Origin of the sequence: Fulvivirga ligni (genome assembly GCF_021389935.1) — a bacterium.
GTDB classification, from domain to species: domain Bacteria; phylum Bacteroidota; class Bacteroidia; order Cytophagales; family Cyclobacteriaceae; genus Fulvivirga; species Fulvivirga ligni.
Window position 1 is genome coordinate 2,303,982 of the sequence record NZ_CP089979.1, and the last position, 16,441, is coordinate 2,320,422.

The 16,441-nt window shown below is 38.8% G+C and carries 12 protein-coding genes; 8 read left to right on the forward strand and 4 right to left on the reverse strand.

What is annotated here, in order from left to right; translation table 11 throughout:
- Positions 1-124: 124 nt before the first annotated feature.
- From LVD16_RS10250 to LVD16_RS10260, 3 genes are read left to right on the forward strand one after another with little or no spacing between them, the layout of a single operon-like run.
- Complete coding sequence (locus LVD16_RS10250; protein WP_233773843.1) at positions 125-1,855, forward strand: amidohydrolase; 1,731 nt, start codon at positions 125-127, stop codon at positions 1,853-1,855.
- Between the two features lie 29 nt (positions 1,856-1,884).
- Complete coding sequence (locus LVD16_RS10255; protein ID WP_233773844.1) at positions 1,885-2,499, forward strand: DUF2911 domain-containing protein; 615 nt, start codon at positions 1,885-1,887, stop codon at positions 2,497-2,499.
- Positions 2,500-2,508: 9 nt separating this feature from the next.
- Positions 2,509-3,585: an alanine racemase gene (locus tag LVD16_RS10260; protein WP_233773845.1), complete on the forward strand. Its 1,077-nt coding sequence runs from the start codon at positions 2,509-2,511 to the stop codon at positions 3,583-3,585.
- A 70-nt stretch (positions 3,586-3,655) separates the two neighbouring features.
- Here the strand turns inward: LVD16_RS10260 and LVD16_RS10265 are convergent, their stop codons facing one another.
- On the reverse strand, positions 3,656-4,087 hold the full coding sequence (locus LVD16_RS10265; RefSeq protein WP_233773846.1) for a tellurite resistance TerB family protein: 432 nt from the start codon (positions 4,085-4,087) through the stop codon (positions 3,656-3,658).
- A 293-nt stretch (positions 4,088-4,380) separates the two neighbouring features.
- Here LVD16_RS10265 and LVD16_RS10270 point away from each other — a divergent pair, with 293 nt between their 5' ends.
- Complete coding sequence (locus LVD16_RS10270) at positions 4,381-5,067, forward strand: head GIN domain-containing protein (protein ID WP_233773847.1); 687 nt, start codon at positions 4,381-4,383, stop codon at positions 5,065-5,067.
- Between the two features lie 425 nt (positions 5,068-5,492).
- Complete coding sequence (locus LVD16_RS10275; RefSeq protein ID WP_233773848.1) at positions 5,493-6,203, forward strand: GH25 family lysozyme; 711 nt, start codon at positions 5,493-5,495, stop codon at positions 6,201-6,203.
- On the opposite strand, the gene LVD16_RS10280 is transcribed toward LVD16_RS10275, so the two are convergent.
- Positions 6,192-10,334, reverse strand: a complete 4,143-nt coding sequence (locus tag LVD16_RS10280) for a S8 family serine peptidase (protein ID WP_233773850.1) — start codon at positions 10,332-10,334, stop codon at positions 6,192-6,194. The two genes, LVD16_RS10275 and LVD16_RS10280, sit on opposite strands and share 12 nt — an antisense overlap.
- A 173-nt stretch (positions 10,335-10,507) precedes the next feature.
- Here LVD16_RS10280 and paaN point away from each other — a divergent pair, with 173 nt between their 5' ends.
- The 3 genes from paaN (at position 10,508) to LVD16_RS10295 (ending at position 14,770) form a co-directional block, all read left to right on the forward strand.
- Entirely contained in the window at positions 10,508-12,172 is a 1,665-nt protein-coding gene (gene paaN / locus LVD16_RS10285; protein ID WP_233773852.1) for a phenylacetic acid degradation protein PaaN, read from the forward strand.
- A 186-nt stretch (positions 12,173-12,358) separates the two neighbouring features.
- On the forward strand, positions 12,359-12,823 hold the full coding sequence (locus tag LVD16_RS10290) for a MaoC family dehydratase (protein ID WP_233773853.1): 465 nt from the start codon (positions 12,359-12,361) through the stop codon (positions 12,821-12,823).
- Positions 12,824-13,096: 273 nt separating this feature from the next.
- On the forward strand, positions 13,097-14,770 hold the full coding sequence (locus LVD16_RS10295) for a T9SS type A sorting domain-containing protein (protein ID WP_233773854.1): 1,674 nt from the start codon (positions 13,097-13,099) through the stop codon (positions 14,768-14,770).
- Positions 14,771-14,893: 123 nt separating this feature from the next.
- On the opposite strand, the gene LVD16_RS10300 is transcribed toward LVD16_RS10295, so the two are convergent.
- Entirely contained in the window at positions 14,894-15,754 is an 861-nt protein-coding gene (locus tag LVD16_RS10300) for an FKBP-type peptidyl-prolyl cis-trans isomerase (protein WP_233773855.1), read from the reverse strand.
- A 100-nt stretch (positions 15,755-15,854) separates the two neighbouring features.
- Positions 15,855-16,412, reverse strand: a complete 558-nt coding sequence (locus LVD16_RS10305) for a GNAT family N-acetyltransferase (RefSeq protein WP_233773856.1) — start codon at positions 16,410-16,412, stop codon at positions 15,855-15,857.
- Positions 16,413-16,441: the final 29 nt, after the last annotated feature.

A 16,441-nucleotide genomic window follows, 5' to 3' on the forward strand; every position in this document is an offset into this window, starting at 1 on the left:
TGAATTTGTTAAATTGATAGATCAATCAATCTTTGCAATTGATTTCACAAAAGAAGGGAAAAGCGGACTACCATCCGAGTATTCACTATCAATTGTGATAAGGTCAGTAATATAATCAATGAATATGTTTTTAAAATATTTAAGTCAAATAAGTTTAATAGGCCTCATCCTGTTCTGCGCCGCGTGCGGTGGCAAAGAGACTAAAAATGCTGCTGACCTTATCCTTCAAGGTGGCAATATCTACACCGTGCAGGGAGAGTCATCTAAAGTGGAGGCTGTTGCCGTAAAAGATGGGAAAATCTTGGCATTAGGTTCTAATGAGAGTATTCAGGCTTTCCTTGGTGACAGTACTAAGGTAGTGGAGCTACAAGGTTTAACCGTTACCCCTGGCTTGATAGAGGGGCATGGCCATTTTATGGGGCTGGGATACAATGAGTTAAATCTAAATCTCATGGAAGTGACCAGTTATGAGGAGTTAGTGGAAAAAGTAAAGGAAGCCGTAGATAAGGCCGAGCCCGGTCAGTGGATTGTAGGTAGAGGGTGGCATCAGAGTAAATGGACTCCTGCACCAGATCCTATGATAAAGGGATTTCAAACTCACGAGAAATTAAGTGAGGTTTCACCTAATAACCCTGTATATCTGGCTCATGCGAGTGGTCATGCTGGTTTTGCCAATGCGAAGGCCATGCAGATGGCGGGTATAATGCCTTTATCTACCGAGAGTTTAGCCCAGCAGCAAGTGGAAGGCGGTGAAATCATACGGGATGAAATGGGTAACCCTACGGGTATCTTTAATGAAAGAGCCATGGAGGTTATCACCAAACATATTCCTGAGTCTACTCCGGAAAGAGATTTGCAGGCACTAAAATTGGCCATTAAGGCATGTCATGAAAATGGTATCACCAGCTTTCATGATGCCGGGATAGATGGAAAAACTATAGACCTGTATAAAAAAGCTAAAACCAATGGAGACCTTGGCCTGCGCATGTATTCTATGGTTACAGGTGAAGATACTACGCTGGTAGAGCAGTGGTATAAAACAGGGCCAGAAATTGATACTACAGATAACTTACTTACCATCAGATCAATAAAGCTTCACTGTGACGGCGCATTAGGTTCACGTGGCGCGTGGTTGCTGGAGGAATATTCTGACAGAGATGATCATTTTGGAATGGCTACAGTACCTATGGAATATGTTGAATATATCTCGGATAAAGCCCTAAAAAACGGCTTTCAGGTATGCTCACATGCTATTGGCGATAGAACTAATCATGAAATCTTAAATATTTATGAAGCAGCATTCAAGGCTAACCCTGAGGCTGCTAAAGATAGTCGCTTTAGAATAGAACATGCACAGCATTTGGCTCCATCTGATATTCCAAGGTTTGCTGAGCTTGGTGTTATCCCATCAATGGAGGCGATACATATGTCCTCAGATAGACCTTGGGCCATAGATAGACTAGGAGAAAAACGCATAAAAGAAGGTGCATATATGTGGCAAGCTTTACTAAAGTCTGGAGCCAGAATTGTAAATGGAACGGACGTGCCAGTGGAGCCCATTGACCCTATTGCTTGTTTTTATGCCAGTGTAAGTAGAAAGACATTGAAGGGTGAACCTTCCGGAGGCTATGAGCCTGAACAGAAAATGACCAGAGAGCAAGCCTTGAAGTCTTATACGCTGGATGCAGCTTATGGAGCTTTTGAAGAAAACATCAAAGGATCTATTGAAGTAGGTAAGTTGGCCGACTTTACCGTCTTTTCACAGGATATACTTACCGTTCCTGAAGATCAGATACTGGCCACCAAGATAAAAATGACTATTTTAGGCGGCCAAATTGTTTATTCGGCTGATTAATCAACTTAGTAAATTTTAATTTTTTATATATGAGAATTCTTACAAAACAGTTATTACCCGTTGTCATCTTTTTTGCTTTAATAGCTTCTGCTTGCGGTCCTAAAGGCGGTCAGGAAGAAGGAACTGAGGCAGACTCAACTGCAGCAGATACTACTACTGTAGTTGAAAAGAAGGAGGAGCCAATAAAGAGCCCAAGAAAACAAGCTGAAGGCGAGATTGGTGACGTGAGCATTGTTGTAGATTATGGATCGCCAGCAGTAAAAGAAAGAGTAATCTGGGGTGGCCTGGAGTCTTATGATTCAATATGGAGAGCAGGAGCTAATGAAACTACTTCTTTTGAATTCAGTAAAGATGTTACTATTAATGATACTGAAGTGAAAGCCGGAAAATACGGTTTCTATCTTATCCCTAAAGAATCAGCTGATTGGGTGGCTATCATTAACACTGATTGGAATAGAGAAGAGCACGGAGCTTTTGGTGCTTATAACTACAAAGAAGAACATGATGTAGTAAGAGTAGAGGTTGCTCCTGAGTGGAAAGAGGATGTTACTGAAAGACTTACTTACTCTGTTATTGAAGAAGGAATAGTTTTAGAGTGGGAAAAAATGAAACTTACTATCCCTGTAAGTGCAGTTGCAGAATAACAAATGAATATGAAAATCACTGAACCCACCTTAATATTAGATGAGCTCAAGTGTAAGCAAAATATTCAAAGAATGAAGTCAAAAGCCGATGCCTGTCATCTGGCTTTTTGGCCTCATTTTAAAACACACCAATCAAAGATAGTAGGGCAGTGGTTTAGAGATGTCGGCGTTCAGCACATAACCGTTTCCTCTTTAGGTATGGCCGAATACTTTGCTGCTGATGGTTGGAAAGAGATAACAGTAGCTTTTCCAGTTAATATCTTGCAAGAAGAAAAAATCAAATCTTTAGCTCAGCGCATTGAACTCACCCTTCTTGTTGATCATTTAGAAATAGTAGAAAAACTCAACGCTTTAGGTGTTTCTATTAACCTCATGGTCGAGATTGATATAGGTAACGGGCGCACAGGTATTTTACATTCTGAAGTAGATGCCATCCATACCCTAAAAGCAGCGATTAACAAATCTGATAATCTCACCTTTTCAGGTCTTTATACTCACGCTGGTCACTCTTATAGTTGTAAAGGCACTGATGAAATAGAGGCATTACATACCATCATTCATGAAAGACTGCAGGAGCTTAAGCACTCCTTCTCTGAAGATGTTTTTATATGCATGGGTGACACTCCCACATGCAGCATTGGTAAGTCTTTTCCAGGCTGCGATGCTATAAGTGCGGGTAATTTAGTGTTTTATGATGCCATGCAAGCTCAGATAGGATCGTGCGATTTTAGTGATATTGCTGTGGCTGTTGCTTGCCCTGTTGTTTCAAAAAATGAAGCCAGAAAGGAAATATGCATTTATGGTGGTGCTGTTCATTTCTCAAAGGACTTCTTAGAAATAAATAACCAAAGAGTGTTTGGATTCCTTGCATCGTCTCATGCTGCTCATACTTGGGAAAAGATGATTGATGGATGTTATTTAAAATCCATTTCTCAAGAGCATGGAATTCTCGCAGTGACGGAAGAGATGTATGAATCTATAACTATGGGGGATGTAGTAATGATTTTGCCTATTCATTCGTGCCTTACCGCACAGGCTTTAGGTGGATATGTTACTACAAGCGGTCAGAAGATTGACCATTATTAAGTAAAGAAAATGGGTGTTTTAATTGCAGACTCACATAGCAAAAGTCTGATGCTAAAACACCCATTTATTATTATTTTAAGTACTTCTGGGCTTTCGCTTTAAGCATCTCTCTGTCGGCAGTAATTGAAGGATCACTGAAAATTCTAGAAGATAATTCAGCAATAACACCCTTCTTGTATCCTAGTCTCTCTGCAATATCCTGGCAGAAAACTATTTCACTTTTAAACACTTGTCCATCAATTTTCATTAATTGAACAATGTGATATAAATGTTCAAACTTTTGATCAGGAGTAAGCATGCTCAAGTTACCGATGGGTCTCTCAGGGTTTTTAAGCATTTCTTCAATCTCCTCTTTAGTCACTCCATTGGATTGACCAATCATCTGAATAAGTTTTGCTTCTTTATCCGCAACCTGATTGTCACTGGCAGCCAGCTGAATTAGCACATTTAATTGTTCCTTAACCATGTCTGTAAAGTTAATTGTGTTGATTTCTGTTTCCATTATTCCTAATAAAGTTATTAAATAATGCTTTACAAGGGTTATTAAACATTAGATTATTATGGATCATAGCACTTAGGCCAATGTTTATTCTTGTAAAAGCTATAATGATTACTTTTATATATAGTGTTTAGGGCCAGAAGGTAATCGGTTTAGTTTTGGGAATTATGTCTTTCCTTTATATTAGTGTCCTCTTTTTGGCTGAAAATTTGATTCTGCTTAGAGAACTAGAAAGAAATGATGCAACTATTGATTAAGTAGATGGTCTTTAAGATGAATTACAAATAGTACTTAAGATGAAGAAAGAAATTATTTTAATGATAATCCTTTTTGCCTTCATGGGTTATGTGGGCAGAGCTCAGGAGAGTGAAACAAGAGATGTAGGTACATTTAGCGGGGTGAAATCTGGGCAGGCTATAGATGTATATCTTACTAAGGGGGCAAAAGAATCTGTTAAAGTTGAAGTAAGAGGTATAGATTTAGATGATGTAGAAACAAAAGTGTCCGGTGGAGAGCTTAAGATAGAATTGGGCAGCGGTCATTTTAGAAATCATAGTGTAAAGGTGTACGTAACCTATGTAAACTTACAATCCATATCAGCCAGTTCTGCCGCTAGTATTTATGGTGAGGGTACCATAGAGAGTCAGTACTTGGATATCCGAGTGGCCAGTGCCGCGGATATAGATGTTACTGTAGAAGCTGGTAGCTTGGATCTTTCAGTTTCAAGTTCGGCAGATATAAATATTAAAGGGCAGGCAAACAGGATGGAAGTCTCCGTAAGTAGTGCAGGCAGTGTTAATGCCTACGATTTACAAGCTAAAATAGCTACTATTAAGGTAAGTAGCGCCGGTAGTGCCAAGGTATATGTTACCGATGAAATTGACGCTAGGGCCTCGAGCGGTGGAAGTGTGAGATATCGTGGCAATCCTTCTAAGTCGTCCACGAACTCCAGCAGTGGAGGATCGGTGAATAAATCAAATTAAAAAATGGGCCTGTTTAGTTTTTAAACAGGCTTTTTAGATTCTAAACGGCCTTTTAACTCTTTCCTCTTGAAGGTTCAATTCTAAATTTGTAAGAGCATCATCAAAGTGTTTCATATAAGACCTGTCCACAGATTTTTGCATGGCTCTTCTTATGTTCCAACTAGTTTTTTTTAGCGAAAAATTGATCATAAGCGTGATTTTTTCAAGTTATACGGTAAAAATTCACTTGGGTTTCCCTTGGTGTTCAAATATAAGACAACCAAAACGCGCGTGAAGTTGCTATACAAACGAGAAAAAATGCAAATTTAGTTTGTTAATTACGTTTATTGGGAGATATCGCGGTTAATTAGCATATATTTTATGCAAATGAATATCTTTTTAAGTGCTAATACGTCTGCATAATTCAATATTTAACTTCTTTTAACATGCGCAAAAGGCTTTGGATTCTCTTTTTCTTGTTCGCCATTCCTGCTATATTACTTTGTTTATTCTATGTAGGTATTTTAAGATTCAACTATCCATCTGGTGAAGATTTTCCTATTAGGGGTATAGATATTTCTCATCATCAGGGAAATATTAAATGGAGTAAGTTGCCTGGAAAAGAAGTGCGTTTTCTGTTTGTGAAAGCTACGGAAGGAGGGGATTTCATAGATCATAAATATGTAGCCAATCTAGATAGTGCTTTGAAATATACCATTCCAATAGGTGCGTATCATTTTTTCACTTTCTGTAGGTCAGGTGAGGACCAGGCTGAGCATTTCATCAAAACAGTAGATAAAAGCAAAATCAATCTCCCGCCAGTGATTGATGTAGAATATGGAGGGAATTGTAAAGTGAAGGATAAAGCTAAGGTTAGCAAAGAGCTACACATTATGAATAAGATGATATATGATCACTATGGTACTTATCCCATCTTATATGCAACAACGGAATTTTATAATGATTATCTCATTGAAGACTTTCATGAGAACGCTATTTGGATCAGAAATATCTATCACCAACCTGAACTAAAGGGCAACAGACAATGGTTGTTTTGGCAATATGCTAATAGAGGTCATCTGAAAGGAATAAGAGACTATGTTGATCTGAATGTTTTTAAAGGTTCCGAGGAGGAATTTAATAGCTTATTGTTTTAGCAGTTTAAATACCTGTGAATTCACACCACTTGTTACTTTAAGCCAATATATTCCACTGCTTAGATTTTTAATAGATAGTATTTGATCATCTACTGATTTTCTTAACAAGATTTGACCAGCTGCACTGTAGATTTCTACATCTACTTTATTATTGAATTGAATATAATCTGTGGCAGGATTTGGGAAGAATTTCAATTCATCTTCTAAGTGATCTATTCCGCTTACTATTTGTGATCTAGCGCTCAGCTCACTAGTAAACAGACTGGAGCATCCGGCTTCGTTTATCGCAACCAGAGTCAAATGATACTGATCATTTTCTTCGAGTTCCAGTATCGGAGTTTTCTCATAACTAACGGTATCAGCGTCTAGCATCCATATAAATTGACTGGCTTCAATGCTGCTGTTCTCAATGATAGGAGAGAGGCTATTTTCAGTAATGGTAAAAAGTGCTTGTGTTTTGTATGTTTCTATATTGATTTCAGCTATTTCACTTTCAATTAACCGGTTCATCGATGTGAAATAGAAAACAGAGTCACTATTGATGTTGCTTACGTTCCAGTTGCTGCCTTTGTGAAGAAGTGTCTCTGCATTGGCGTCCTGATAGAAGTAATAAATTTCATTGTTTTCAGGTGTAATGCTAACGGTTTCACTGGTACATGTCTTAATAGTAAGGTCATTAGGCCTTACCTCTTGAAATGGAGATATGAATTGCTCATATCTATCAAAACATCCATTCTCATCTTCAGCCACTAGAACTATTCCAAAATTTGATTGGTTAGTAAAGTCGTAGGTTATGTCTTCGTTGGAGCCTTGAAATACACCATTGACATACCATGAACAATTGGAATTGTTTTCGCTACTATTTTTGAGATTCAAGAGTTGCTTTTGATTTAGGTCTAAGGTGTCAAGCCCATAGGAGAAATCAGCTTTTACCTTACTTACTTCAATTACTACTTTCTTAGGGTTGCTTTCATAAGCACTGTCAATACTCGTAATGTAAAGCGTTGTATCCTGAGCTAAGGAAGGTATAAAAAGCGAGTTGCCTGAATATACCTTTTCATTGAGATTAGCATCACTATAAAAGTTTAATAATGAGGCATTTGAAGCCTTGAGTTCCACATCTGCCTGGCTGCAAAGTTTTTGATTGTCTATATCCGGTAAATTGCTTCTATAATATACTGTAATGTCCTTTGAGGTCGTTTCTACACAATTTAGATCATTTGTGGCAGTGAGTGTGACGTGATAAGTGCCTGGTTCTGTATAATGCACCAAGGGATCTTTGTTGTTAGAATAAATGCCATTGCCCAAATCCCATTCCCACTTCACAGCGTCTTTACTAAGGTCGGAAATAGTAGCTCTGGTGTTTCCGGTTTCGTCTAAAAGCAATGGATTAGGGTTAATTGAAAAATCCGCTTTTAATAATTTGGGGGCTGCTATAACCCTTACAACATCGTCATTGTAGGCTTTATCTTTGTTTACTGCATAATATGTCTGGGGCTCGTTGATAATCCCTGTGTTAATGAATGAGCCTGTGGTTAATGAGTCTTGCAGTAATGAATCTGAATAGAATGTGAATATATCTCCAATAGGAGGGTCTAATACCATGCTGCTGCCCTGGCAAGTGAGCCCGGTGTATAATACTGGAGGATTATACTTGTAATGGTTATAATTTGCCTTTGCTTTATTGATATTCTGTACAATGTTCTCAAAGGATGAGGCTACAGAGATGGCTAAAACAATTTTGGCGGATTCGTTCACCTTCAGGTTAAATGATGCCCCATTGATTTGAGATACATCATTACCTGTGTTGGCAGCGCCAGCTTCTGTGAGGTAAATGCCATTAGTAAGGAAATTTAATTTATTTTCGTCAGTGATCAGCGAAAGAATGTCACCACTGTTGCCGTTAAAGTTCCGGTTATCCAGAGCGGAATAAACAGGGTTATTTCCATCAAGTAATGCTACCGCAGCAACAAGGGTGTCACTCAGATTATCCACGGTATAGCCCATGTTGAGTTCATCATTCCAATAAGCAGCGTTGAAGTTTTTATTATTTAGATTCCAGTCTGTAAAGAGCCCTGCGCTTACATTGGTCAGGTCTTCAGTGCCTGTATTGGTTATTCTGTACTCTAGAATGAGATAACTTTCGTTTTTGTTGGAGAGCGTTTTTTGCTCTACTCTTAAGGTTGCACTTTGGTTAGAAAAGGTATTTCTCACATCGATTTCTGCTTCAGAATTGCGATATAATTTGAGATAATCAACAGTATTGAAATCGTCATCTCTTTGATGTGTATTCAGATTGATTGGAAAGTTATCGTGAACGAGGCCATTGGCAGCAATTGCAAAGCCTATATTGTCCAGCACTTTATTGTTTTTGTAAAGCAAGCCTATGCCACGATTATAACCATCTAATTTATAGCCCAGTTTGCCATTGCTCACCACTGTTAATGCTAAGGAATCATTACGGACTGTAAGGTAATCAGGAGAGCTCTTCAATGTGAAAATCTGAAAATCCTGATAAGCACCGCCTACAAAATCTACTCTAAACGAGATGTCGGTGTCGGGAGGTAATTCTTCACTAATTAGTATTTGGAAAGGGGTAGAAGCATTGTTAATTGACTTTAATGTGCCTAATTCTCCAATGTTAAAAGTATTGTTGAGCACAGTAACATAAGGAGAAGTACTGCTAATAGTAGCCTCAGTACTAGCTGCAGATTTAATCAAATAATTAGTGAAATCCATTGAGATGGATAATGAATCACCATGGTATAAAAACTGACCTGATCCGTTATTGTAATCAATATCAGAGATACGAATTGATGGAGACGTGTTATCGGTTAATGCTCTGAACATATTTAGCCTTCCCTTGCCTAGCATGCCCTGGTAAGCAGGATTTTTTGAATATATATCGTCTGTTGTTACTCTTACCTTTTCCATAATTTGATGCGCATTCAATTCTGGATATCTGGCTCTGAGTAAAGCCACGGTTCCAGCCACGGCTGGCGATGAAAATGAGGTACCCTGAGTATAATCATATTGGCCATTATTGAATGTTGTAAATATGGCCACTCCGGGTGCTACCAAATCTATTTTATCACTGTAGGTGCCAAATGATGCCTTTTTATCATTATTATCTGTAGCCCCTACTGATAGAACATTTTCAAAAGAGGCAGGATAAAAATCCAGGTCACCGTGTGTGTTGCCTGCGGCTGCAATAATGGCGACATCTTTTTCAAGCACAGCGTAGTTGATAATGTCTTGTCCATAAGCACTATAAGCGCCAGCACCACCCCATGAAAGGTTAATTACCTGGCAGCCCAAATCCGCAGCAAGCGCGATAGCTTCATATCCGTTATTAAAAGCACTGGTGCCACTCTTGAATATCTTTATGGGTAAAAATTTACTCTTAAAGCCAGTGCCTGCTATACCAGTACCATTATTGGTAGAAGCTGCAGCCGTACCAGAAACTTTAGTGCCATGCTGATCTGTATCTGCTTCCGGGCGGTTATCATTATTGGCAATATCCCATCCTTGAAAGTTATCTACCAGGCCGTCATTATCATCGTCAATCCCGTTGACGGGGTCATTGTAATTATATTTTAAATTATTCTTTAAATCAGGATGATCTAAGTCAACACCGGTGTCTAATATGCCTATTACTATTGTGGTGTCACCTGTTTCGATGTTCCATGCTTCGTAAGCTTTTATTACGCTGAGGTAGCTTTGTTTGCCATCATCGGTGTTGGCTTCCGGGTCTGAGGGAACATTAAGCGGTCTGAGATTGAAATATGGCTCAGCATAAACTACCTGGTCTGATTGAAGAAGCTCATTAATCGCTTCTATAACGTCTTTATTTTCAGATACTTCTACCTTAAAAATATTAGATAAGCGGTGTGAGGAAGAGGTTCTGGCGGAAGTGCTGGTATTGATGGTTGGAATGGCAGGCTGTACTTGTTTTATGGAGCCGTTTAACCTTCTGTAGATGATTTCTGGTGAAGCAGAGGCGGATACACGTCCTGTAGTACTTGAGGTGGTTTTTACTTTTACAATGATAGTAGAAGCTGCATAATCCTCACTTGATATACCTTGTGGGAGTTGGTATATTCTGGTTTGCCCTAAGGCAATGCCAGTCATTAACAAAAAGCCAAATATTAAAACAGATCTTATCACACGCACTTCATTTCCTTCATTAATATACTTTTTGTAGGATAGGTAAACTGTTAAGTTTTGAGGTTAATCTATTTGTAACGATTGCAGAAAATAGGTCCATATATCTTAACTTAGCTTGTGAGAGAAACGAACATAATATGAACTTATACGAGAAACATAAAGAACTTATTAATAAGGCCATCACAGCCTTACATAATAGAACTTTTTTTGCCGCTTATCCTGAGCACCCATCTCCTAAAATATACGGAGAAACTGCCGATGCGGATGGCAGGGAAAAGTTTCAGGCTAGCATGGGTAATAAATTTGAAGAACTATCTCAAACTGGAACATCTGGCTGGATGGGAACAGAGGAATCTCCGTATTTGCAAAAAGATTTGGGGATCACTTATCCATCTGCAGATGTAGATACTCTGATAGATAATGCCGAAAAGGCTTTTCACGTATGGAGAAAGGTGTCAGCGGAAGATAGAGCTGGCATCTTAGTAGAGTCTTTGGAGCGAGTGAAAAATAGATTTTTTGAAATAGCGTATGCCACTATGCATACTACAGGCCAAGGATATATGATGGCTTTTCAAGCCTCAGGCCCACATGCGGCAGATCGAGCTTTAGAGGCTGTTGCAGCAGGTTTTGAGGAGCTTAAACGATTCCCAAGTGCAGCTTTCTGGGATAAGCCGATGGGTAAATTCAACATTCAGCTAGATAAAGAATGGAGAGCTGTTCCAAAAGGTATAGCCATGGTGATCGGTTGTTCTACTTTTCCCACCTGGAACTCGGTGCCAGGCGTTTATGCGAGCTTAATAACGGGTAATTCTGTGATTGTGAAACCGCACCCAGGAGCAGTGCTGCCCATGGCAATTGTAGTGGCTGAAATTCAGAATGTATTAAAGGAAAATGGTTTTGATCCTAACATTTGCCAGTTAGCAGTGGATACAGTAGATAAACCATTGGCTAAGGAACTTGCTGAGCATAAAAAGATGAAGATCATTGACTTTACAGGTAATTCTGAGTTTGGTAGCTATTTAGAAGGTCTTCCAGGTAAGCAGGTGTTTACAGAAAAGACGGGTGTAAACTCGGTGATTCTTGATTCTGTGGAGAATGTTGATAAGGTGGCAGGCAACCTTGCTTTTGCTCTTTCATTATATTCCGGTCAGATGTGTACCGCCCCTCAAAATTTTTATATACCAGAAGGTGGTATTGATACCCCGGAAGGTAAAGTTAGTTTCGAAGAGTTTGCTCAAAAGTTCATTGAGAACATCAACGGATTGGCGGATAATCCTAAAGCCGGGCCATTCGTATTAGGAGCTGTGCAAAATAAAAATACATGCGCCAGAGTAGCGGATGCAAGTAAACTGGGGAAGGTGTTGCTGGAATCGCGAGCTATTGAAAACCCTATGTTCAAGGATGCCAGAATAGCTACGCCAGTAGTATTAGAGGTAAGCGCAAGTGAAAAAGACAAATTTGCTACTGAGCTTTTTGGGCCAATAGCTTTACTTATAAAGACCAAGGATGTAGATGAATCAATCGCTTTGGCAAAGGAAATGGCGGAGCAACATGGTGCAATTTCTTGTGGTGCCTACACCACCAACTCAGAGGTGAAGGAAAAAATTGCTGATGAAATGTCTTTAGCAGCTACACCAGTATCATTTAACCTTACAGGAGGTATCTACATGAATCAAAATGCGGGTTTTAGCGATTTCCATGTAACAGGTGGTAATCCGGCAGGAAATGCTTCTTTTACTAACCCTGAGTACGTCATTAAAAGATTTACCTGGGTAGGACACAGAGAACCAGCTAAGGCGTAACTCTATAATGGTGTGTGAAAAGGAGGTTATCAGTTATCTGATAGATCAATGAGAACTCTCAGTTCTAGCTTTTTCACACACCTTATTTATTGGTGTCAGCTAATGGCCTGGGCGAGGAGGTGGAATTTTTAAAACTTTTGTGTAATATTGGCCTCTTTTAAACGATCTGGCTAAAAAATATAAGTTATGGAAAAGGTAATCATTAATAATCACGCTGAATTCGAAGAGTTTATTGGAAAAGAAATTGGTGTATCTGATTATCTGAAAATAACACAAGAGCAAATTAACCAATTTGCAGAAGCTACTCTTGATCCGCAGTGGATTCACATAGACCCAGAAAGAGCAGCAAAGGAAAGCCCGTTTAAATCTACAATTGCTCACGGTTATCTTACGGTGTCTGTAGCTCCCTACCTATGGAAGCAAATTGCAGAATTTAAGAATGTGAAGATGATGATCAACTATGGTATTGAAAAGTTGAGATTCAATCAGCCCGTTTTGGTGAATAGTGAAGTGAGATTAGTAGCCAAATTAGAGTCTTTAGCTAATTTAAGAGGTGTTTCTAAAGCACAGTTACATGTAACTTTGGAGATCAAAGACAACCCTAAGCCTGCCTTCACTGGGGTTTTAGTTTTCTTATATCATTTTGCTTAATTAAGTCTTATCAATAAGAGTTATATGTACCTGTCTATAAGTCAGGTAATAATAATCTATTAGTTTTCTAATAATAGGTGAAGTAACAGCTTGCCCAATTCCTAAATTTAGTGGTGCGTTCCTATTTCGTGGAGTGACCACTTATGAGCATGTCGTTCTACTTCTTTCTCTATAATTCACATCTCATTTATGTAACTTTTGGATTTATTTCGTCCTGTAAATTATGTAAAAAATTATATAATTTTACTTGACATCAATCTAAATCCAAAAATCATGAAAAATTTTATTATTGCTTTAATGTGCTGTTTATCAGCTACTTCTGTCTTTGGCCAATTTCAACATTCTTATGGTACCGAAAAAAACGACATCGGAGAGTCATTAGATGCTCTCTATGATTCTGATGCCCGATATATTGTAGCGGGACGTTCTGATGGACTGTATTTCGGAGGGGTAGATGCTTCCCTTACAAAAGTTCAGGCATCAGGCGCACAGGTTTGGAGTGCCGTGTATGGATGGGATAATACTGATCTTTTTAACTCCGTAAGGCGCGGCGCTTTCCTTCAGGATCAGGTGGCTTATGTGGCTGCTGGATATACTAACAGTGTAGGCTTTGGAAACGCAGACGCCTGGATTCTGGGGGCGAATAGAAATGGAGCTCCTTCTTTCAGTCATCTCTACGGAGGTAAGGGTACTGACATTTTCCACGACATCAAAAATAGTTATAAAAAATCCTTAGGGCAGGATGGTTATGTGGCTGTAGGTCAAACCAATAGTTATACCAATTTCTTTCCTGGCAACAGCATGTATGTGGTGAAAACCGATGTATTTGGAGTACTTACCAGAGCTACAGTAATAGGAGGTCAGGGAGGACAAACTGGTTACTGGATAGAGCAAACCAAAGATGGCGGTTATATCATAGTAGGGTCTAGTTTTAATAACCAATGTCATTCAGGTGTATTTCTTAAGCGTCATCAAGATATATTGGTAGTTCGTTTGAGAGAGGATTTAACTATGATGTGGAGCTTCACCTATGGCTATTCAGGTCCTGCTAAACCATTAAGTACGAGAAGCATAGGACGATGTGTAAAAGAGGATGCTGAAGGAAATTTTTACATTACTGGTGAAACGAATGCTTTCGGTCTAAATAATACATATGATGCTTTCTTAATGATTCTTGATAGGTTTGGAAGTTTCAGACTAATGAAAACCTACGGTACAGAATGTGACAATGAGTTCGGTAAATCACTATTACTTGGAAAGAATAATGCGGGTAAAGAAGTGGTTACTGTAGTAGGTTCTAATAATCCTCTTTCGCAGCCAAATTATGATGCTTTAATGTTTCAAACTGATCGTTCCTTAAATCTGGTATGGGCTAAGGAATATGGCCGTGATAGTGACGATACTGGAGCAGAGTTAACAACTTATGCAGATAAAACTTATGCATTCACTGGCTATACCTATTCTTTAGGTGTTGGTGGTCCGGATATCTATCTCACAGAGACTGATCTAGATGGTAAGTCTGGTACTAGTTGTGAGAGAAGGGTGGAGTTAAAGGAGATATATCATCAGCCATGTCAGGTGAGAAATGTGGAGCAGGTTTTTGTGGATGACTGGCAAAGAGTTCAAGGACCGTACGAGAGATTCTTATATGCTGAGGATAGATGTACTACAACTCTAAAGGCTGGTGAAGCAGAGGATGATGGAACTTCTAAGTTATTTCCTAATCCTACAAATGATGTACTTACATTAGAAGTGCCTAAAGGTTATGATGCTGCCTCAATGAAGGTAATTAAGCTTGAGACTGGTAAAGAGATCATGATTGATTATGAATCAACAGATGAGGATCACGTTAAGCTGGAGACCACCACATTGGAGAAAGGAGTTTACATATTAGAAATGACTACCGAGGATGGAAAGGTTTTTAGACAAAGATTTATCAAAGAGTAAGGGTTAATTAGTTTTGCATTGTTAGATGAGGTCAGCTTGCAAGGGCTGACCTTACTTTGTAAAATAAAAAGAGGGTTAATGATCCATGATCATTAACCCTCTTTTTATTTTAATAGAAACAGATTATTGAATAGCAATCAAATCTATTTCAAATACTAATGGGGTGTATGGGCCAATGCTATTGTTACCATCACGACCATAGGCAAAGTTATATGGTAAGAACATAGTTATAGAACCACCTTCACTTACATATGGCATTAAAACTTTCCAACCTCTGATTAGGTTGCTCAATGCGAAAGTAGCACTTGGACTACTGTCAAATTCAGTACCGTCAAGTAACGTACCTTTATACTTTACAGTCACAGTACTCGATCCTGTAGGATAATCTCCTGTTCCTTCTTTAGTAATGATGTATCTTAAGCCTTGGGTGGAATCAATTTCAGCAGTAAGACCTTTATCCTCGATGTATTTGTCTATTCTACGTTGATCATAATCAAATGGAGAAATTGCCTCCATAAGTTTTACATCCAGTCTCATAGGAGTATTTCCTGGTAGTTTACCATCAAATCCACCATTAGCGCCATATCCATAAAGCGATGGAATAAACATAGTAACATCACTACCTACCTTAAACTGTGGTTGTAATACATAATAACCGGCAGTCCAGGCATCTATGTGAATGTAAGTGCTGTCGTCAACTATAAATGAGCTCCCATCTAAAGTGGTTCCTTTAATATTTACGAGTGCCACATCATCATTTTCAGGATATTCTCCAGTGCCTTCAACGTTTACTACGTATCTCAATTGAGCATTTGAGGTGTCAATTTTTGCGTTCAAGCTATTAGCCGCAATGTACTCATCAATCTGCGTTTGCTCTTTGTTATATTGGTCTGAGCTGCTTATCGAATCATCATCAATACATGATGAAAGCATTAGGGTACATGCTGCCAGGCCTAATAATATCTTTTTAGAATTAGTTATCATTTTGAATTTATGGGGTTTAACGATTAGTCAATAATTAAAGTATCTAAGGGAATAATTTTGCTGCAAAAATAGCCCATTTTTTTACATTACGAGGCTTATTTTAGTTCCATTGCCATCCAATGATGTACCATTCGTCTGTAACATCCCGGAATGTATGAATAGTTTTGAAACCGATTTTCTCATGAGCTCGCATGGAACGAGGGTTGCTAGAAGAAACTTCGGTTAAAATAATATCATAGGCCCCAGAATACACTTCTTTGTGTTTGGTGTACATGGCTGAGACTAATCCCATGCCTCTAAAATCTTGAGCCACACAGATTTGTCCCATCACATAGTATTTGTACTGAGAGAGTTTAATGCCGTCTAAATCAATGGTGTCAAACGTGTCAAACATAGGAGTAAGCACTGGGATGAGCTTGCTAAATTCGGGAACCATTACCAAAGCGTAGGCCACCACTTTGCCATCATATACAGCAATAATCTGTTTCGCCTTGGAGTTCATTTGTTTTAAATCCTCCAGGCTATGTTTTACTGTAACAAAGCCCTCTTTGTTTTTAATATCAGCAGAGATATTCTGCACATGATTATCTTGCTGAAGCTGAAGTATGCCTTCTAGGTCATTCTCAGATTCAGCTAATCTTACAACAGGTGTATTCAAGGATCATTAGTTTAGATTATGAAGTTAAA